This window comes from Tessaracoccus luoxuelianae, assembly GCF_054483915.1.
This window is the reverse complement of sequence record NZ_CM137013.1, coordinates 3,035,409-3,054,651: the sequence shown is the minus strand read 5'-3', so window position 1 is coordinate 3,054,651 and position 19,243 is coordinate 3,035,409. Positions and strand designations below refer to the sequence as shown.

At 70.0% G+C, this 19,243-nt stretch carries 17 protein-coding genes and 1 tRNA gene; 13 read left to right on the top strand and 5 right to left on the bottom strand.

Features of this window, described 5'->3' with window-relative positions; genetic code table 11:
- Positions 1 to 25 precede the first annotated feature (25 nt).
- Entirely contained in the window at positions 26 to 1,927 is a 1,902-nt protein-coding gene (locus ACX1D1_RS14080; protein ID WP_459056595.1) for a beta-galactosidase, read from the top strand.
- A gap of 6 nt (positions 1,928 to 1,933) precedes the next feature.
- Here ACX1D1_RS14080 and ACX1D1_RS14075 read toward each other — a convergent pair whose 3' ends face one another.
- The 3 genes from ACX1D1_RS14075 to manA all read right to left on the bottom strand — a co-directional run bounded on the left by ACX1D1_RS14075 (position 1,934) and on the right by manA (position 3,873).
- Entirely contained in the window at positions 1,934 to 2,539 is a 606-nt protein-coding gene (locus ACX1D1_RS14075) for a class I SAM-dependent methyltransferase (RefSeq protein WP_182781712.1), read from the bottom strand.
- A gap of 38 nt (positions 2,540 to 2,577) precedes the next feature.
- A tRNA-Thr gene (locus ACX1D1_RS14070) sits at positions 2,578 to 2,653 on the bottom strand.
- 41 nt (positions 2,654 to 2,694) lie between these two features.
- Positions 2,695 to 3,873, bottom strand: coding sequence for a mannose-6-phosphate isomerase, class I (gene manA / locus ACX1D1_RS14065; protein ID WP_459054971.1), 1,179 nt, complete (start codon positions 3,871 to 3,873; stop codon positions 2,695 to 2,697).
- A 126-nt stretch (positions 3,874 to 3,999) separates the two neighbouring features.
- On the opposite strand from manA, the gene ACX1D1_RS14060 reads away from it, so the two are divergent.
- The gene (locus ACX1D1_RS14060; RefSeq protein WP_459054969.1) at positions 4,000 to 4,275 is read left to right on the top strand and encodes a DUF3263 domain-containing protein; all 276 of its coding nucleotides are present in this window, start codon (positions 4,000 to 4,002) and stop codon (positions 4,273 to 4,275) included.
- Here the strand turns inward: ACX1D1_RS14060 and ACX1D1_RS14055 are convergent.
- The gene (locus ACX1D1_RS14055) at positions 4,265 to 4,750 is read right to left on the bottom strand and encodes a hypothetical protein (protein WP_459054967.1); all 486 of its coding nucleotides are present in this window, start codon (positions 4,748 to 4,750) and stop codon (positions 4,265 to 4,267) included. The genes ACX1D1_RS14060 and ACX1D1_RS14055 overlap by 11 nt on opposite strands.
- A 222-nt stretch (positions 4,751 to 4,972) precedes the next feature.
- Here ACX1D1_RS14055 and groL point away from each other — a divergent pair, with 222 nt between their 5' ends.
- From groL to ACX1D1_RS14020, 7 genes are all read left to right on the top strand, one after another.
- On the top strand, positions 4,973 to 6,604 hold the full coding sequence (groL, locus tag ACX1D1_RS14050; protein ID WP_182781715.1) for a chaperonin GroEL: 1,632 nt from the start codon (positions 4,973 to 4,975) through the stop codon (positions 6,602 to 6,604).
- 122 nt (positions 6,605 to 6,726) lie between these two features.
- Positions 6,727 to 8,268: a DUF3375 domain-containing protein gene (locus ACX1D1_RS14045; RefSeq protein ID WP_459054966.1), complete on the top strand. Its 1,542-nt coding sequence runs from the start codon at positions 6,727 to 6,729 to the stop codon at positions 8,266 to 8,268.
- On the top strand, positions 8,237 to 8,869 hold the full coding sequence (locus tag ACX1D1_RS14040; RefSeq protein ID WP_459054964.1) for a DUF4194 domain-containing protein: 633 nt from the start codon (positions 8,237 to 8,239) through the stop codon (positions 8,867 to 8,869). Before ACX1D1_RS14045 ends, ACX1D1_RS14040 begins: the two co-directional genes overlap by 32 nt.
- The gene (locus ACX1D1_RS14035) at positions 8,866 to 12,198 is read left to right on the top strand and encodes an ATP-binding protein (RefSeq protein WP_459054962.1); all 3,333 of its coding nucleotides are present in this window, start codon (positions 8,866 to 8,868) and stop codon (positions 12,196 to 12,198) included. The genes ACX1D1_RS14040 and ACX1D1_RS14035 overlap by 4 nt, the downstream gene beginning before the upstream one ends.
- Positions 12,195 to 13,349: a Wadjet anti-phage system protein JetD domain-containing protein gene (locus ACX1D1_RS14030; protein ID WP_459054961.1), complete on the top strand. Its 1,155-nt coding sequence runs from the start codon at positions 12,195 to 12,197 to the stop codon at positions 13,347 to 13,349. The genes ACX1D1_RS14035 and ACX1D1_RS14030 overlap by 4 nt, the downstream gene beginning before the upstream one ends.
- Complete coding sequence (locus ACX1D1_RS14025) at positions 13,346 to 14,056, top strand: copper homeostasis protein CutC (protein WP_182798643.1); 711 nt, start codon at positions 13,346 to 13,348, stop codon at positions 14,054 to 14,056. Before ACX1D1_RS14030 ends, ACX1D1_RS14025 begins: the two co-directional genes overlap by 4 nt.
- Positions 14,049 to 14,555: an NUDIX hydrolase gene (locus ACX1D1_RS14020; RefSeq protein ID WP_182798642.1), complete on the top strand. Its 507-nt coding sequence runs from the start codon at positions 14,049 to 14,051 to the stop codon at positions 14,553 to 14,555. The genes ACX1D1_RS14025 and ACX1D1_RS14020 overlap by 8 nt, the downstream gene beginning before the upstream one ends.
- Here the strand turns inward: ACX1D1_RS14020 and ACX1D1_RS14015 are convergent.
- A complete protein-coding gene (locus ACX1D1_RS14015; RefSeq protein WP_459054959.1) occupies positions 14,552 to 15,373 on the bottom strand; it encodes a hypothetical protein in 822 nt (273 codons plus the stop codon). The two genes, ACX1D1_RS14020 and ACX1D1_RS14015, sit on opposite strands and share 4 nt — an antisense overlap.
- Positions 15,374 to 15,547: 174 nt before the next feature.
- Between ACX1D1_RS14015 and nagB the strand changes: the two genes are divergently transcribed.
- The 4 genes from nagB (at position 15,548) to ACX1D1_RS13995 (ending at position 19,198) form a co-directional block, all read left to right on the top strand.
- The gene (nagB, locus tag ACX1D1_RS14010) at positions 15,548 to 16,339 is read left to right on the top strand and encodes a glucosamine-6-phosphate deaminase (RefSeq protein WP_182781724.1); all 792 of its coding nucleotides are present in this window, start codon (positions 15,548 to 15,550) and stop codon (positions 16,337 to 16,339) included.
- Positions 16,340 to 16,423: 84 nt separating this feature from the next.
- Positions 16,424 to 16,807 carry a cold-shock protein gene (locus tag ACX1D1_RS14005; protein WP_182781725.1) on the top strand — a complete coding sequence of 128 codons (384 nt, stop codon included), beginning with the start codon at positions 16,424 to 16,426 and terminating at the stop codon, positions 16,805 to 16,807.
- Between the two features lie 5 nt (positions 16,808 to 16,812).
- Positions 16,813 to 17,583 carry a DUF3027 domain-containing protein gene (locus ACX1D1_RS14000; protein ID WP_182781726.1) on the top strand — a complete coding sequence of 257 codons (771 nt, stop codon included), beginning with the start codon at positions 16,813 to 16,815 and terminating at the stop codon, positions 17,581 to 17,583.
- A gap of 67 nt (positions 17,584 to 17,650) precedes the next feature.
- Positions 17,651 to 19,198 (top strand): NCS2 family permease, encoded by a 1,548-nt coding sequence (locus tag ACX1D1_RS13995; protein ID WP_370585677.1) that lies wholly within the window; start codon positions 17,651 to 17,653, stop codon positions 19,196 to 19,198.
- The last annotated feature ends 45 nt before the right edge of the window (positions 19,199 to 19,243 follow it).

Below are 19,243 nucleotides of genomic sequence, written 5' to 3'. Positions count from 1 at the left end.
CAACGGCGAGTTCAATCTCGACTGGCTGCAGCCCGTCCTCGACGGCGCGCACGCGCGTGGCATCGGGGTCATCCTCGGCACCCCCACCTATGCGGCCCCACCGTGGCTGGCGCACGCCTACCCCGAGATCGCCGGCGAGCCGCGCACCGGGCAGCGCCAGCCCTGGGGCGCCCGCCAGGAGATCGACATCACCCACCCCGCGTTCCTGTTCCACGCGGAGCGTGTCATCCGGAAGGTCGTCGCCCGCTACGCGGACCACCCCGCCGTGATCGGCTACCAGGTGGACAACGAGCCCGGCGTCATCCAGCTCCACAACCACGCCACGTTCGTGCGTTTCCTGGAATGGCTCAAGAAGCGCTACCACAACGTCGAACGGCTCAACGAGGAGTGGGGCCTCACCTACTGGTCGCACCGCATCAACCACTGGGTCGAGCTGTGGCGGCCGGACGGCAACGCCCAGCCGCAGTACGACCTCGCCTGGCGCACGTTCCAGAACGAGTGCACCACAGAGTTCATCGCGTGGCAGCGCGACATCGTGCGCGAGTACGCGCGGGAGGACCAGTTCGTCACTACCTGCGTGGCCTTCGACAGGCCCACCATCGACGAGGCCCAGGTGAGCGCGGGCCTGGATGTCGCGGCGGCCAACGCCTACTACGCGATGCAGGATCACCTGGCGTGGGACTCCGAGTTGGAGCGCCCGGAGCCGTGGGTGCGCACCGGCGTGCACGGGCTGCTCGAGCTGGCGGACCGCTCCTACGGGCTGCAGCAGCGCCGGTTCCTCGTCACCGAGACCAACGCTCAGGCCATCCAGTGGGCCTCAGCCAACTATCCCGCCTATCCGGGCCAGCTCATCCAGGCGGGCCTGGCGCTGGTTGCCCGAGGAGCGGCGATGGTGGAGTACTGGCATTGGCACACCCTCCACTTCGGCACCGAGACCTACTGGGGCGGCGTCCTGCCCCACTCGCAGGTGCCCGGGCGGGTCTACCGCGAGGTGGCGGAGCTGGGCGGCATCCTGTCGGCGGTGGGGGAGCACCTCGACAGTTACGTGCCGGACGCCGAGGTGGCCATCCTGTGGGACACGGCCACCAAGCAGCACTACGAGTTCACGCCGCCGCTGAACGACGACGGCGGGACGCCGCGCCCGACGGCCTATCACGACATCGTCGGCGCCTTCCAGCGCGGCGCCGTCGACGCCGGGGCCCAGGTGCGGTTCCTCCACACCGAGCAGTTCCGTGCAATGTCGGCGGCGGACCTGGTGGAGCAGTACCCGGTGCTGGTGGCCGCGTCGCAGTTCGTGGCGAGCGGTCACGACCTGGCGCGAATGGCGCGCTACGCGGAGATGGGCGGCACGCTCGTCGTCGGGCCCCGCACCGGCTACGGAGACCTGGAGGCCCGCGCCCGGCTGGCGGTGGCGCCGTACCGGCTTCGAGAGGCCGCGGGCCTCACCTATGAGGAGTTCTCGAACCTCGACGCGCCGCTTCCGCTGGTGGCCGAGGGGATGGCGCTGTCCGAGGGTGCCAGCGGCACGCTGTGGCTGGACGGCTACCTGCCCACTGACGCCGAGGTGCTCGCACGCTACGACCACCGCCGGTTCGGCGAGTTCGCGGCCGTGACCCGCCGTCGGCACGGCGAGGGACAGGTGGTCTGCGTGGGCACGGTGCCCAACCCGGCCCTCGCCGCGGACGTCGTCCGGTTACTCGTAGCGTCGCCCGTCTCGGCAGCCTGGGTGCGAGACGCGTCGGTCTCCGTCATGTCCGGACGCTCCGACGGGCGGCGTATCTGGTTCCTGCACAACTGGAGCGACGAACCCGCCGCCGCGACAGTCCCGTCCCCGGTGGTTGACCTGGTCAGCGGGGCCAGGCACGCCGCAGACCAGAGCCTCGCACTCGGCCCCTGGTCCTGCCTGGTGCTGGCCGATCCGGCCTGAGTGGGGTCAGGCCCTGGAGCAGAGCGCGACGAGGAAGTCCGACCGCTCCGTGAAGGGCCGCAGGTCCCACGTGGACAGCGCGACGTCCAGCCGTAGCCCGGCGGCATCGACGTCGGCGAAGAAGTCCGCGAACTCGTAGCCGCGGCCCCCGCCGAAGCCGATGATCGCGCGTCCCTCCGGTGCCAGGTGCGTGCCGAAGCGGCGGAGCACCTCCACGCGCGTCGACGGCGCCAGGAAGCCCATCACGTTGCCGGCGGCGATGATGACGTCGAAGTCCGCCTCGACGCCCGCGGCCGGGAGATCCAGCTCGGCGAGGTCACCGACCACCCAGGTGGGTCCGGGGTGGTCCGTCTCCGCGGCCTCGATGAGGGCTGGGTCCACGTCCACGCCCACCACCACGTGGCCTAGCGCGCTCAGGCGGCCACCGACGCGCCCGGGCCCGCAGCCGGCATCCAGGATGCGGGACCCGCGCGGCACCATGGCGTCGACCGTCCGGACCTCGCCGGCCAGGTCATGGCCGGCCGCTTCCATGATCTTGAAGCGCTCGATGTAGCGCTGGGAGTGATCAGGATCCGCGGCGATGATGCGCGCCCACTTGCTGGGTTCAGTCATGTGGCCATTCTTGCCCCGAGTGCCCTCGGGCCACAAAGTGGAGCCTCCTGAGGGAGTCGAACCCTCGACCACTCGCTTACAAGGCGAGAGCTCTGGCCGCTGAGCTAAGGAGGCAGGCGCCCCTATTCTGCCGGGCGCAAGGGGGGTCAGCGCAACTAGGCGCCCGACGCGGCGACGAACAGCTGGCCCTTGCCGGTGACTGTCACCTGCTCGTCGGCGGGGACGAACACCGCGTCCCCGGACTCGACGCGCTGCGGCTCCCCGTCGCCGTGGAGGGTGAACGAGCCGGAGGTGGCCAGCGCGATCCGGCCGGAATCCGGACGGGGGAGCGCCAGGGCACCGTCGTCGCACGGGGCCAGCAGCCACAGCTCGAACTCGGGGAACGACGTGGGATACAGGTAGACGCCGTCGCCCCCCGCCGGCACCAGGATCTGCGGGACCATCGGCTCGAAGCCCACCACCTGCAGCAGGCCGTCCACGTCGATGTGCTTGGCGGTGAGGCCGCCGCGCATCACGTTGTCCGAGTTGGCCATGATCTCCACGCCGGTGCCGCGCAGGTAGGCGTGCATCACGCCGGCCTCGAGGGCCACGGCCTCGCCGGGCTGCAGCGCGAAGCGGTTCATCAGCAGGGCCGCCAGGATGCCGGGATCCCCGGGGAAGTGCTCGTCCAGCTCGACGGCGGTGCGGGCGAACTCGCCCAGGCTTCCCGGTGCTTGAAGGTGATCGACGGCGGCCGCGAGCACCACGTCGACGAGGTAGCGCCGCTCGTCCAGCGACAGCACGTCGAGGAACACCTCCTGCAGGGCGGGAGCGTCGCGGCGGTCGCGCAGCGGCCCGATGACCGAGGCCAGCTCGTCGGCCACCCCGAGGCCCTCGAAGAGGCCGGCGGTCTCCACGGGATCCCGGAAGCCCAGCAGGCCCTCGAAGGGGGTGAGGGCGACGATGGCCTCCGGCTTGGGCCAGTCGTCCTTGAAGGACCGCACGGGATCGGCGGGGTGGAGGCCCTGGAGGGACTCGCGCGCGTAGCCCACCTCGGCCTGCTCACGCGAGGGATGCGCCTGCAGGCTGAGTGGCGAGGAGGCGGACAGGATCTTCATGAGGAAGGGCAGGCGGGCCCCGAACTGCGTCTCGGTGGCGCCCCCCAGGACGTGCGGCTCGTCCTGGACGAGGTCCGCGAGCGCGCGCCCGTCCTCGAGGAAGGCGTGCCCGCCCGGGTGGGTGCCCAACCAGTACTCGGCCCAGGGGCGCCCATCCGGGTCCCTGCGGAGGATCGCGGGGATCTCGGTATGGCTTCCCCAGGCGAAGTGCTGGACGTGGCCGGTGAGTCGGCGCATGGCGATGGAGTCCTTGAGGTGTGGGGGCCAGGGTGCCCTCGACTGTACCGCGCACGCTGGGTCGACGGGGTGCCCAGCGGTCGCCGGCTAATGACACTGATGTGATTCGGGTTTAGACTGGGCGCCATGTCTGAAGCCTTCACCGTCAGCGCACCGGCCGAGTTGTCGGACAGTGACGCCGCGATCCTGGACTTCGAGGACCGATGGTTCACCTCGGCGGTGCCGAAGGAACAGGCCATCATGGAGCACTTCAACCTGTCGTCGGCCCGCTATTACCAGCACCTCAACATGCTCATCGACACCCCCGAGGCGCTTGCCTACCGGCCGCTCCTGGTGAAGCGTCTGCGACGGATGCGCGGCCAGCGTCACGCCGCCCGCTCGGCCCGTCGGCTCAACGGCTGACCAGCCTCCGCAGCCCCATCTTCAGCGGCATCGTCGGATTCCTGCGGTAGCCGCCCTTGAGCAGGTCCGCCTGCACCTCGAAGTGGTTGGCGCTGGCCCGGTCTCCCGTGCGCACCATGGACCACGCCACCGCCATCCCGTAGAGCGGCAGGAACGGCAGCCCCAGGCAGTAGGCGTACTGCCAGGCGTGGCCGTCCTCGTGCTCCATCAGCGTGGGCGTGGAGGCCTCCACCTCCTCCAGGCTCCGACGGGGCACCAGCACCACCGAGCCGATCGTCATGGCTCCGGCGTTGGTGATCGGCAGCCGCACCCTGTCCGCGACGATCAGATGGTCGCGGAGACGGAGCCGGGACCGACCCGCCAGCGCGACGACGAGGCCGAGCGGGGTGGACAGGTTGACCAGGTTGGCGGCGTTGCGGAGGAGCCGCGGCAGATCCGTCGTCGGCTGCCGGTGTCGTCGAGAGTTGGGCGTCACAGGCCGAGCCTAACGTCCACCTCCGGCGCGGAGGGCGGCTCGCAACCACGAAATTCTTTGCACTCTCTTGTGTCGAGTGCTAATAATGGGGTTAGCACTCTCACGCTTTGAGTGCTACCGAACTGTGGTGAGGCTTAGCCGTCCGTCGCGGGCACCGCGGTTCACCCGACACTGCACACTCGGGGCTCCGGCCCCACTTGACGGGAGGACTCCCGAAACACCATGGCAAAGCTGATTGAGTTCAATGAGGAAGCGCGCCGCGCCCTCGAGCGTGGCATGAACACGCTGGCCGACGCGGTCAAGGTGACGCTCGGCCCCAAGGGTCGCAACGTCGTCCTGGAGAAGAAGTGGGGCGCCCCCACGATCACCAACGATGGCGTGTCCATCGCCAAGGAGATCGAGCTGGAGGACCCGTACGAGCGCATCGGCGCCGAGCTGGTCAAGGAGGTCGCCAAGAAGACTGACGACGTCGCCGGCGACGGCACTACCACCGCCACCGTCGTGGCACAGGCGATGGTCCGCGAGGGCCTCCGCAACGTCTCGGCCGGGGCGAACCCGATGAGCCTGAAGAAGGGCATCGAGACCGCTGTGGCCGCCATCGTCGCTGAGCTGGCCAACATGGCCATCGACGTCGAGACCAAGGAGCAGATCGCCGCAACGGCCTCGATCTCCGCCGCCGACGCCACCGTCGGAGAGATCATCGCCGAGGCGATGGACAAGGTCGGCAAGGAGGGCGTGATTACGGTCGAGGAGTCCAACACCTTCGGCCTGGACCTTGAGCTCACCGAGGGCATGCGCTTCGACAAGGGCTACATCTCGCCCTACTTCGTCACCGACGCCGAGCGCATGGAAGCCACCCTGGATGATCCCTACATCCTGCTCGCCAACTCCAAGATCTCCTCGCTGAAGGACCTCCTGCCGGTCCTGGAGAAGGTCATGCAGTCCGGCAAGCCCCTGCTGGTCATCGCCGAGGACGTCGAGGGTGAGGCCCTCGCAGGCCTGATCGTCAACAAGATCCGCGGCACCTTCAAGTCCATCGCGGTCAAGGCCCCCGGCTTCGGAGACCGCCGCAAGGCCATGCTGACCGACATCGCCATCCTCACCGGTGCCGAGGTCATCAGCGAGGAGGTCGGCCTGTCCCTGGACGCCGTCACCCTGGATCTCCTGGGCTCGGCTCGTTCCGTGCTGGTCACCAAGGACGAGTGCACGATCATCGAGGGCGCCGGCGAGTCCGCGCAGATCGAGGGTCGCGTCACGCAGATCCGTCGCGAGATCGAGAACTCGGATTCCGAGTACGACCGTGAGAAGCTGCAGGAGCGCCTCGCCAAGCTGGCCGGCGGCGTTGCCGTCATCAAGGTCGGCGCGGCCACCGAGGTGGAGCTCAAGGAGCGCAAGCACCGCATCGAGGACGCCGTCCGCAACGCGAAGGCCGCCGTCGAGGAGGGCATCGTGCCTGGTGGTGGCGTCGCGCTGCTGCAGGCGTCGAAGTCCGCCAAGGTCGAGGGCCTTGAGGGCGACGAGGCTGTCGGCGCGCAGATCGTCTTCAAGGCGGCCTCGGCCCCACTGAAGCAGATCGCGTTCAACGCCGGGCTCGAGGGCGGCGTGGTGGCTGAGAAGGTCGCACACCTGCCCGTGGGTCAGGGCCTCGACGCGGCCACCGGCGAATACGTCGACATGGTCGCGGCCGGCATCATCGACCCGGCCAAGGTCACCCGCTCGGCGCTGCAGAACGCGGCGTCCATCGCGGCGCTGTTCCTCACCACCGAGGCGGTCATCGCCGACAAGCCGGAGAAGGCCCCCGCGGGCGGCGCCGGCGGCGGCATGGACGAGATGGGCGGCATGGGCGGCTTCTGAGCCACCCGTCGCACAGACGTACCAGGAGGGCGGTCCCGTTTCGGGGCCGCCCTCCTGTGCTGCCCACTAGACTCGTCGGCGTGTCGACGGCGGGTCCGCCGCGACCTGTCGGAAGGGCCATCATGCCGCTCGGAGCAGAGGACGGCCCCACCCGTCGTGTGATCACGAGCATCGAGATGGTGGGCGTAGCGGCCGGCGCGACCGGCGCCAGGCGGGCGGCGGAGACCGCCAGCATGAAGCTTGTGCGCGCTGAGCTCATGCCGGTGGTGGTCGCCATCCTCGTCAGCAGGTTCGGCGATCGACGCTCGCTCGCCTACGGCGAGTTCATCACCCAGGTGGCCGAGGACCTCGACGAACTGCGCGACATCGGCTTCACTCTCCCTCGCACCGCGCAGGAGTATGTGGGGGACTGGATCCGCGACGGGTACCTCATCCGGCGGCCCACCGCGGCTCGCGAAGAGTCCGTCGAGCTGTCCCGCGGCGCCGCGGACGCGGTGCGTTTCGTCGGGGCGGTGGAGCAGCCTCACTCGGCCGTGACGTCGTCGCGCCTCAGCACCGTGACCGGGCTGCTGGGCGCGCTGGCGGCCGAGTCGGACACAGACCCGGCTACCCGGCTCGAGGCGCTGCACGCCAGGCGGGCTGAGCTGGACGACGAGATTCGCCGCATCGAGTCCGGCGAGATCCCTGTGCTTGACGACGCACTGGCCCGGGAGCGTCTTCAGGAGATCCTGCGCCTTGCCGGTGAGGTGCCCGGTGACTTCGCGAAGGTGGCCGACGATCTTGAGGCTCTCAACTCCTCCCTGAGGGAGCAGATCATCAACAACGAGGGCGCCCGCGGCGGCGTCCTCGACGAGGTTTTCGCGGGCGTGGACCTGATCGAGAATTCCGAGGCCGGGCGAACCTTCGGCGCGTTCCACGAACTCCTCCTGGACCCTGTGTTGTCGGACACCTTCCATCGCGCCGTCGACGCGGTGCTCGAGCGCCCCTTCACCCTGGAGTTGCCGGCAGCCGACGCGGCCTTCCTGCGCCAGTTCCTCGTCGTCCTGCAGCGGGAGAGCGCCCAGGTGCGCCAAAGCCTGACCGACTTCTCGCGGAGCCTTCGACGATTCGTCGAGACCCAGGAGTATCGCGAACACAAGCGGCTGGCTGACGCGCTGTCCCGCGCGGAGCAGGTGGTGCTGCGCGTAATGGCGCGCGTGCACCCCACCACGGAGATCGGCCGAGACCTGGACCTCACCTCGATGTCCCTCTCGTCCATCGGAAGCTGGACACTGGACAACCCGGCGGACATGCGCGCCACCGCAGATGTCCTCCGCGGGGAGGTGCTCGAGCTGGACCTGGAGCGGCTGAAGGCCTTGGTGAGGCTCACCGAGATCGACTTCTCAGAGCTCCAGCACAACGTGGCCGACACCCTCGACGCGCTCCCCGCGCCCACCGTCGGCGACGTGCTTGCCCGCCACCCCGCGACCCAGGGCCTGGCCACCGTCGTCGGGCTCCTCCTGCTGGCCGAGCAGCAGGCCTCGAGGGCACCTGGTTCCGAGCCGTGGACGTGGACCTCGCAGGCGGGCTCCCCGCGAACTGTCAGTGCTCCGCGCTACGTTTTCACACAAGTACCGCCAGAGTGGAGTGCCCATGACGTTGCAGCCGGCCCCGCGGCGCGCTGATGAGGTTGTCGACGAGTTCGATGACGCTCCCGTCGAGCCGCCCGTGGATCACGGCGAGCTGGATCCGGCCACGCGCCGAGTCCTGCTGAGCCTCATCCGTGGCCCGTACCTGCGCGCAGATGAGCACACGAAGGTGTGGTCCGCGCTGGTGCGTCACGAGGCCGTGGTGCGGACCCGGCTGGCGGACCTCTACCTTGATCTGGTGCTGGACCTGGACGCCGGGGTGGCGTTTGTGCGCAACCTCGAGATCGACGATGCGCCCAAGGTGGTGCGCGCACACCGACTGACCGTTCTCGACACTGCCCTGGTGCTCTTTCTGCGCCGGCGGCTGCTCGCCGGCCAGGGCTCGGCCAGCCGCACCTTCGTGGGGCGCGATGAGATCGAGGACCAACTGCGCTCCTACCAGCGGCTCGTCGCCACGGACAAGAAGGGCTTCGCGGACCGCATCACGGCCTCGATCAACAAGATGACGAAGAACTCGGTGCTCCTGACAGCGGGCACGGAGGACCGGTGGGAGATCTCTCCGGTCCTGGCGCTGGTCTTCGGCTCCGACGAGGTGGCCGCGGTCACCGCAGACCTCTCCAGGCTGGTGGAATCGTGAGTCAGCATCGCCTGCGGCGCGTGCAGGTGGTCAACTGGGGCACCTTCGGCGGCGAATGGAGTTTCGCTGTGCCGTGGAAGGGCATGCTGCTGACTGGCCCGTCGGGCGCGGGCAAGTCCTCGCTGCTGGACGCGATGGCCGCCCTGCTGGTGCCGCCGGGCCGGATGCGGTTCAACGCCGCCGCCCAAGGCACCGACACGGGGGACCGTGAGCGAAGCCTCCTCACCTACGTCCGCGGCGCCCACAAGCGCGAGACGGACGAGGAGACCGGCGAAGTGGGCACGGCGTTCCTCCGCAGGGGCCCCACCTGGAGCGCTGTCGCGCTCACGTACGCGGACTCGGCTGGCACGGTCTCCACCCTGGTGCGCCTGTTTCACATCCGCGCCTCATCCACGGATCCACGGGACCTCAAGAGCATGTACATCCTGGCGCCCGAGCCGGTGGACGTCCTCACGCTCAAGAGCTACGTCGAGAACGGGATCGAGAACCGTCGGGTGAGCGCCGCGTTCCCGCACTGGGACTGCTACAGCGCAGACGCCTACACCGCCTTCTCGACGAAGTTCAGGCGGGTGCTGGGGATGGGCAGCCAGCAGGCTCAGATCCTGCTGCACAAAACCCAGTCGGCGAAGAACCTCACCAACCTGGACAACCTCTTCCGGGATTTCATGCTGGACCTCCCCGAGACGTTCAAGTTGAGCGACGCCACCGTCGAACAGTTTGAGGAGCTTCGGCTCGCGCACGCCTCGGTGGTGGATGCCCGCCGCCAGGTGGAGACACTGACCCCGTTGCGGGCCGTCGACGCCCAGCTCCGTGCGTTGGATGCTGAGCGGACGGCGCTGGCCGCTGAGGAGGAGTACCTGGGCACCTGGGTCCTGGTGCGGAGGCTGACGGGCGCCCGGGCTGAGTTGGATCGCGAGGCGCCGGTTCTGGAGAGGCTCGCTGCCGAGGTGCGGATCGCCGAAACCGCCCTCGATGAGGCAGCCGACGAGGTGCGCCGCACCGAACGCGCCGTTGAGCAGTCCGGCGGCGCCCGGGTGGGGGCGTTGGAGGAGCTGCGCACGGCCCTGCAGAGCAGCCGCGACCAGCGGAACTCCCGCGCCGAGGAGTATGCGGCCGCCGCAGCTGAGCTCGGACTCGCGTTCCCCGGCGACGCCGTCGAGGCCGTCTCCTTCGGTGGGCGGCTCCAGGAGCGCGCCAGCGGACTCGCCGCAGACCGCGCCCGCCAGCGTGCCGGGCAGTTCGACCTCCTGACCCGCAAGGGAGACCTGGTGCGGAAGCGCGACGGTCTCGACGAGGAGTTGACCGCGCTCAGGCGCCACCGCTCCAACCTCGATGCCCGCCTCCTGCACGTGCGGGAGCGGCTCGCCGGCCTGCTGCACGTCGAAGAGACGCGGCTGCCCTTCGTCGGCGAACTGATCCAGGTGAAGGCGGATGAGGCGGGGTGGACCGGGGCCATCGAGCGAGTGCTGGGATCTCTGGCGCGCACCCTCGTCATACCCGAGCAGCACTATCTCGCGGCCGCGGAGTTCATCGACGGCGAGTTCCTCGGTACCCGGCTCGTGTACGAGCGGGTCCGGGCGGCGGAGCCGGTGGCTGCGGAGGTCAGCGCCCCCGGCGGATCGCTGGTGGCGAAGGTGGACATCGCGGAGGGTCCGTTCGCGGGCTGGCTGGCGGATCGGCTGATGCGCCGCTACGACTACGCGTGCGTGCCGAGCCCGGCAGGGTTCGCCGGGGTGGAGCGGGCGGTCACCCGCCAGGGCCAGGTCAAGCACTCCGCGGCTCTCCACGAGAAGGACGATCGCCGCAGAGTCGAGGACCGCTCCCGCTGGGTGCTCGGATTCTCGACGGAGGCGAAGGAGGCAGAGCTTGTCGAGCGGCTTGGCGTGGCGGAGCGTGAGCTGGCCGAGGTGGAGCAGCGCCTCACGGAACTCGACGAGGGGGAGCGGCGGCTGCGCGGTCTGGAGGCTGCGCTCGGTCGGTTGGCCGGTTTCGCGTGGGACTCGGTGGACGCGGCACCGGTGGAGGCGCAGCTCAGGAGTGTCGAGCGGGAGCTGGACCAGTTGCGCGAGTCGCACAGCGATCTGCGCCAGCGGGAGGCCGAGCGGGACCGCGCCCTTGCCGCGCACAGCCGGGCCGAGCAGGACCGGCGGAGGCTGGTTGGGCGGCACGACGAGAAGGCCTTGGTCGTGGCGCGGCTCCTCAGCAGCATCGAGCGTTGGCAGGCCGACATCGACGGGGCCCCCACGGTGCCGGAGGGGGTGTCCGCGGCTCTGGACTCGAGGCTCCTGCGCCTGGCGGTGCCCGAGGAGAGGGCCGAGGTCGCGATGCGGGCTGAGTTCCGAGACGTGGCCGAGGCCATTCAGCGGCGCACGGCGAAGGCGGAGCGTGCGGCCGCCACGGCCATGGCGGAGTACGGCCGTGGCTGGCAGAACCAGGCGGCGGACTGGGGAGACACCGTCGACTACCTCCCGGAGTACCTGCAGCGCCTCGAGGACCTCGAGTCGGACCGGCTTCCCGAGTTCGAGGAGCGGTTCTTCTCGCTGCTGCAGAGCCAGGCGCGCAACAACGTCAGCCAGCTGGCCATGATGATCAGGGGGGCCAGGCGGGAGATCCGCAGCCGCGTTGACGAGGTGAACAAGTCGCTGCTGATGACGGCGTTTTCACCCACGGGGTTTCTGCAGATCGAAGTGCGGGACAGGTCCCTGCCGGATGTGGACGCGTTCCTGGCCACGCTCAACGCGATCACGTCCGGGTCGGTGATGGACTCTGTGGCCGCCGGTTCACCCCAGGAGCGAGAGGCGGCCGAGGCCCGGTTCGTCCTTATGCAGGGCCTGCTCCAGCGGCTGGGATCGGCCGATGCCGCTGACAGGGCGTGGCGTGAGCGGTGCCTGGACACGCGCCAGCACGTCGCCTTCCAGGCGCGGGTGATGGACGCCGACGGTGTTCAGCTGGACGTGTTCACAGGCTCGGGCGGCAGGTCCGGCGGTGAACGGCAGAAGCTCGTCACCTTCTGCCTCGCGGCCGCGCTGCGGTTCCAGCTCGCCCCGCCGGGAAGGACCGAGCCCACCTACGCGCTCGTAGTCATCGACGAAGCCTTCGACAAGGCGGACCACACCTTCACCCAGGCCGGCCTGGAGGTGTTCCGCTCCTTCGGCTTCCAGCTGCTCCTCGCCACCCCGATGAAGATGCTGCAGACCATCGACGACTATGTCGGCGGCGTCGTCATGGTCACCAACGAGCCGGGCCGAGGCTCCGCGCTGCAGGAGCTGCATTACGACGTCGACGCCCCGATCGCGGGCTCGGAGGGCGCCCAGGAGGTCCTGCTGTGAGAACGGTCACGGACCTCCAGGGCTGGGCGGTCCGCCGATGGCGCACACACTGGCCGGACTGGCTCGCGAACCCCGACTCATCCCGGTTGTCGTGGCCGCTGCACCCGCCCACTGAGCGCGAGCTCGGGGCGGACCCCGACGGGATCGCCCGCGAGGTGGCCCACTGGGCCGCCGTCGAGCAGACGCCGGGGCTGGTCGTGGAGTGGGTCGAGCGCCGGTCGGGGACTTTTGGGCGCCAACGGCTCCCGGCCAGGGTGACGGCAGAGCCCGCAGCGATGGCGTCGCTGGCCGGTGAGCGCCAGACCTGGGCGCGGGCAGCCGAGGCAGTGGGCATGCTGCGCCGCGCGTGGCCGGACCGGGACCTGACGGCATCGGTGCGGGAAGCCGCCAAGAGCCTTGGGAAGCTTGGCGAAGAGGATGTGACCAGGCTGCTGGCGGTGCTCGGCTGGCTGGAGGCGCACCCGGAATCAGGACTGTGGGAACGTGAACTGCCGGTGACCGGCATCGACTCCAAATGGCTCGAACGGCATCGGGGGCTGGTGGACGCGCTCCACGAGGGGATCGTCGGTGGCGCGGCCGGGCTCCGCAGGCACAGACCCGTGTTCCGCGTCCGGTACCTGGACTCCACTCTCACCGACGGCCCGCGAGAGTTCGCCGTCGGAATCTCAGGGATGGCGTCCCTGACGGCCGCGGGCCGCGTGCTGCTGGTGGAGAACCTCACCTCGCTGCTGGCGCTGCCCGACCTACCAGGCACCGTCGCGGTGCACGGCATGGGCTTTTCGGCGCCGTCACTGGCCCACGTGCCGTGGATCGGTGGCGCGGACGAGGTCTGGTACTGGGGTGACGTGGACACCTACGGCCTGCTCATCCTCGGCCAGGTGAGGGCTGCCCTGCCGAGCGTCCGCTCGGTCCTCATGGACCCCGCGACCCTGCAGGCGCACGGCCAGTGGGCGGGGACCGAGCCCAGCCCGTTCCGCGGTGAGATCGGCTTCCTCACCGCCGACGAACACCGAACGCTCTCCGCACTCCGCGACGGAGACCTGCGCCTCGAACAGGAGCGCATCCCGCGCGCGCACGCCCACGCCGCCCTGCGCTCCGCGCTGCGCGCCTCCGCACGCCAGAGGCCCGGCGTTGGCAAGATGGCCACATGAATCTGCTGGAGGTCATCGCACTGCACGCGGCAGACGCCGAGCGGGCCGAGGCCGGCGGTGCGGACCGGATCGAGCTGCTCGGCACCATGGACGACGACGGGCTCTCCCCGGAGCCGCGAGCAGTCGAGAAGGTGCGCCGCGCCACGTCGATCCAGATCCGGCCCATGGTGCGTCTCCGCGCGGGTTTCGGCACCGACGGCGGCGAGGTCACCCGGCTGAAGGGCCTGATCGCCGGCTACCTGGACGCCGGCGCCGACGGGGTGGTGCTGGGCTTCCTCAATGGCCTCAACCGGATCGACAAGGAAGTGGTCAGCGAGCTCGTCGGCGACGGCGCGTTCCCGTGGACCTTTCATCGCGCCATCGACCACTGCCTGGACCCCGATCGCGCCTGGGCCGACCTGCGCACGCTTGCCCGCCTGGACCAGGTCCTCACCGCCGGGTCCGCCCGCGGTGTCGAGCACGGACTCGACGACCTGGTGCGCAGGGCCCGCGCTGATGCGGACGTGGCCCGCCTCATCATGGCCGGCGGCGGGCTGACCCCCGAGCACGTGCCGTGGCTGGTCCGGGCCGGCGTCAGATCCTTCCACATCGGCTCCCCGGCCCGCCCGGGACGCTCCTTCAAGGCATACGTCGACTCGGAGCTGGTGGCCAGCTGGCGCGACCTCATTGACGACGAGGTGGCCCACACCAGGCATCCCCATGGGTGATCGCCCGGTCCATCGCCGGCTGGCCGCGCGCGTGATCGTGCTCGCTGAGGATCAGGTGCTCCTCATGGGCGACGTGGACCCAGGGGTTCCCGGCTCCCGATTCTGGCAGGCGCCGGGCGGGGGAGTGGAGGCCCGCGAAAGGATCCGTTCCGCTGCGGCGCGTGAGCTCGACGAGGAGACCGGCCTGGTCGTCGACGAGCGCGCGCTCCTCGGCCCCGTCGCGGTGCGGCGCCTGTTCCGTGGCTACTCGGACCGCATCCTGGTTCAGGACGAGACGTTCTTCCTCTACCGCACGCAGTGGTTCGAGCCGGTGGCTGCGGGCCTCACGGAGCGCGAACGCTCCCGCCACGTGGCCACGCGGTGGTTTCCCCTCGACGACCTGCCGGAGAACACCTGGCCGCCGCAGATCGCGGCCCTGGCGCGATGGGACGGGCCGGAACCCGTGGAGCTGGGTGACGTGGAGGAGTCGACGGTGCCGATCGAAGCCGGGGACCTCTAGGCGCGCAGGGCGCCGACGACGAACACGATCGTGAACACCAGCGAGGCGAGCATTCCCACCAGCGAGTCTCTGCCGAGGGTGTCCATGAGCAGCTGCCAGCCAAGCGTGGCCAGGCCGATCGCCAGCGCCGAGCGGCCCGCGCGGCCGGTGAGCGCCTCGGTGCGCATCCCGAGTCCTCCGGCGGCCGTCAGCACGAACGGCGACAACGACGGCAGCACGAAGCCGAGGAAGCACAGCCCGCCGGCGATGAAGGCCAACTGCTTCTGCGCGGCCAGTGGGCGTTGAGGCGGGCCGACGGGTGGAGGCGGCGGATACCCAGTGGGGGTCGGGTAGCCGGAGGGCGTCGGGGCCGGGTATGGCGCGGGTGGCTGTGCGCGCCTGGGGGCCGCCTCCGCGAGGGGGTGGGGAACAGCCGGGGGCGGCGAGGGCGCCAACTCGCCCGGCGGCGGGAGCCTTGGGCCGGTGGGCGGCGGCAATTGGTCCCCCATGGCGCTCGCCCATTCCCGCCCTACGGGCTGGGGTGCGGAGGTGACGATGGGGTCGCGCGGGTCCCGCTTCACCGCGACACCCGGGCCCGGCGTCAGCGCGGACGCCGCGACGGCGAAGGAGTCCCGAGGGTCCCTGGCCTGCTTCGGGCCGCTGGACAGTTGGGCGAGTGGAGCCTGGGGGGCCGCGTCGAAGCCCGAGGGCGCCGCGATCGGGCCGGGCGTGGCGGACTTCCACTGGTCCCCGGAGGGCAGTGGCTCGACGCGGGGGGTGGCGAAGCCCTCGGGCCGCTCCGTGGGCGCGTAGGCCGCGCCGTCCTTCCAACTCGCCATGCCCCCATGCTACCGACGCCTCCGGCACCTGACGCGGGCAGGCGACTGCGCACTCAAGATGCTCATGTTCCGCTCATGTGATCAGAAAACGCGCGTTCTGGCTGGCCCGGGCCTACTGTCATCTTGACGTGCTGCCAGACCTGGCTGCGCACGGTTGAGGCGGAGGTCCGGAAGATGGAAGTGGTGCTGTGCGCGGATGCGCAGGCCGTGGGTGAGCTGGCGGCGGACCGGGTGACCCAGTATCTGCAGGGAATCCCCACCCCGGTGCTCGGCCTGGCCACGGGCAGCTCGCCGCTGCGCCTCTACGAGGAGCTGGCCCGCCGCGTCCAGGCCGGGACGCTCGACGTGTCGCACGGCCTCGGGTTCGCGCTGGACGAGTACGTGGGCATCGACCCCGGGCACCCCGAGAGCTACCGCAGCGTGATCACCCGCACCGTCGTCGAGCCTCTGCGGATGGACCCCGCCAGGGTGAGCGTGCCCGACGGCACCGCGACAGACCTACAGGCGGCGGCGGACCGCTACGACGCGGCCATCGCGGCTGTCGGGGGCGTCGACGTCCAGATCCTCGGCATCGGCACCAACGGGCACATCGGCTTCAACGAGCCCTTCTCGTCGTTCGCCTCCCGCACGCGGATCAAGACGCTCACTCCCGAGACCCGCCGCGACAATGCCCGCTTCTTCGACGCCACCGAACAGGTCCCGTCGCACTGCGTCACCCAGGGCCTGGGTACCATCATGGAGGCCCGCGTGGCGCTCATGGTGGTCACCGGAGAGCACAAGGCGGCAGCTGTCGCGGCGATGGTCGAGGGCCCCGTCGCGGCCTCCTGCCCGGCCTCGATCCTGCAGTTCCATCCGCGGGCGGTGATTATCGTCGACGAGGCGGCTGGGTCCAGGCTGAGGAACGCCGGGTACTTCCGGGAGATCGCCGAAACAGAGCGCACGCTCCCCGGTCTCGGCGGGCGCTGACGCGGCTGCGGCTCCATTGGGGTTCGGCGCTCCGGAGCGGATAGACTGCGCGTTCTGACTACTCCTAGTGCAAGTGAGGGCGACGTGCCTACCGGTAAAGTGCGATTCTTCGACGCTGAGAAGGGCTTTGGGTTCATCACCAAGGACGACGGCGGCGATGTCTACGTGCGCTCCAATGCGCTTCCCGCCGGCGTCGAGGCGCTCAAGGCGGGGCAGCGCGTCGAGTTCGGCGTGATCGAGGGCCGCAAGGGCGAGCAGGCGCTGAGCCTGCGGGTGCTGGAGCTGCCGCCGTCGCTGTCCAAGGCCTCCCGCAAGGACCCGGAGCAGATGGCGGTGATCGTCGAGGACCTGATCAAGATGCTCGACGGCATCGGTAACGACTATCGCCATCGCAGGCACCCGGACACCAAGCACGCCACGCGCGTGGCCGAACTGCTGCGCCGCGTCGCCGACGAACTGGAGCTGTAAGACAGATGCCCAAGCCCAAGCTTGATGTCGTGGCGGCCTCGGCCGTGGATCTGGCCCGCGCCGCCGCCGTCGAGGTGGGCGGCGGGGACTCGGTCGGCGAGCACCTCGGCGTGCTGGCGGAGGACGGCGACAGGGTGGTCACCCACTCGTTCGAGAGCCTCCACCCCGGCTACCGGGACTGGCATTGGGCGGTCACGCTTGTGAGGGCCTCGCGCGCCAAGGAGGCCACCGTCAACGAGGTGGTGCTGCTGCCGCTGCCCGGTGCCCTCCAGGCGCCGGCGTGGGTGCCGTGGGCCGATCGGATCGGGCCTGGGGACATCACCCCCGGCACGCTGATGCCCACCCCCGACGATGATCCGAGGCTCGAGCCCGGCTTCGCTGCCACGGACCTGCCCGCGGACGCGGACACCTCCGAATGGGTGCAGCTGCGCACCACTGTGGCCGAGCTCGGCTTGGGCCGCCCGCGGGTGCTCAGCAGGTTCGGCCGCGACGAGGCGGCTGAACGCTGGCTCGAAGGCCCGCCCGGGCCCGACGACGAGGGCTCCCGAGAGGCGCCCGCCCCGTGCATGACCTGCGGCTACTTCGTCGCGCTCCGAGGCTCACTGGGCACGCTGTTCGGGGCCTGCACCAACCAGTACTCGCCCTGGGACGCGCACGTGGTGTCGTTGGAGCACGGCTGCGGAGGGCACTCGGACGTCGTGGACGCCGAGCGCGCCAGGGAGCTGCCGGCCCCGTCGTTCGACACCATCACCATCGACGAGAACCTGTTCGACTGAGCCTGGCACCGCCCACAACCCGGGGCTGGTGCTGACGCGGCGCCGCGAGGCCGTACGATAACCGTCCGTGGTTACCAATACTCCCAAGGCAGCACGGCTGCACCCAGAAACCGAGCCCCCGCGCTCCGGCCTCGACGGATTCTTCGAGATCACCAAGCGCCACTCCACCGTCGGTCGGGAGATCCGCGGCGGCCTGGTGACGTTCTTCGCGATGGCCTACATCATCGCCCTCAACCCACTCATCATCGGCACCGCCGTCGACAAGAGCGGCAACCTCATCTCGGGGCAGCCGAAGTTCACCGACGCCGCCATGACCGTGGTCAACGACGCGGCGGTCGGCCAGTCGATCGGCATGGTCGCGGCGGCCACGGCGCTGATCGCGGGCCTCCTCACCCTCGCGATGGGCGTCATCGGCCGGTTCCCGATGGGCCTGGCCACCGGCCTGGGCCTCAACGCGCTGGTCGCCTACGTCCTGGCGCCCCAGATGACCTGGCCGCAGGCCATGGGCCTGGTGGTGTGGGAGGGCATCCTGATCTTCATCCTGGTGCTGACCGGCTTCCGCACGGCGGTCTTCAAGGCCATCCCACGGACGCTGCGCACGGCCATCTCCGTCGGCATCGGCCTGTTCATCGCCTTCGTCGGCCTGATCAACGCCGGCATCGTGCGCAAGCCCGCCGGCGCGCCCCCCGTCGAGCTAGGCATCAACGGCTCGCTCATGGGCTGGCCCATCGCCGTGTTCTTCCTCGGCATCATGGTGCTCATCGCGCTGCACGTGCTGAACGTCAAGGGCGCGATGCTCATCTCCATCCTCGTGGCGACGGTCGCCGCGGTGATCATCGAGGCCATCGCGAAGATCGGGCCGCAGTTCACCGCTGACGGACTCAACCCCGTCGGGTGGTCGCTCAACGTGCCGCAGCTCTCCAACCTCGCCCTGCTGCCGGACCTGGGCCTGATCGGCCGCGTCGACATGATCGGCGCCTTCTTCCCCGAGGGCGAGTTCTCGATCACCAACTTCCTCGCGCTGGCCATCCTCGTGTTCTCCCTGTTGCTGGCCGACTTCTTCGACACCATGGGCACCGTCGTGGCCGTGGGCAGCGAGGGTGGGCTGCTGGACGAGCACGGCATGCCGCCGCGCACCACCGAGATCCTGCTCGTGGACTCCGTGGCCGCCGCGGCCGGTGGCTTGGGCTCCGTGTCGTCGAACACCTGCTACATCGAGTCGACGGCTGGCGTCGGCGAGGGTGCCCGCACGGGCCTCGCGTCGGTGGTGACCGGCGCTGCCTTCCTGGCGGCGATCTTCCTGGCGCCGCTGATCAACATGGTGCCCTCCGAGGCCGCCGCACCGGTCCTCGTCTTCGTCGGGTTCCTCATGATCGCCCAGGTGGTGGACGTGGACTGGAACGACGCCGAGGTGGGCATACCCGCGTTCCTGACCATCATCCTGATGCCGTTCTCCTACTCGATCACCACGGGCATCGGCGCCGGTTTCCTCGCCTACGTGTTCATCAAGCTCGTCAAGGGGCACGCCAAGCAGGTGCACCCGCTGATGTACGTGGTGGCGGCGCTGTTCGTCATCTACTTCATCCAAGGCGCCCTCATCGGCCTGATCAACTGAGCCCAACCTCCCGGCCCACGCGGCCGCGACACAGCCCATCGGGAT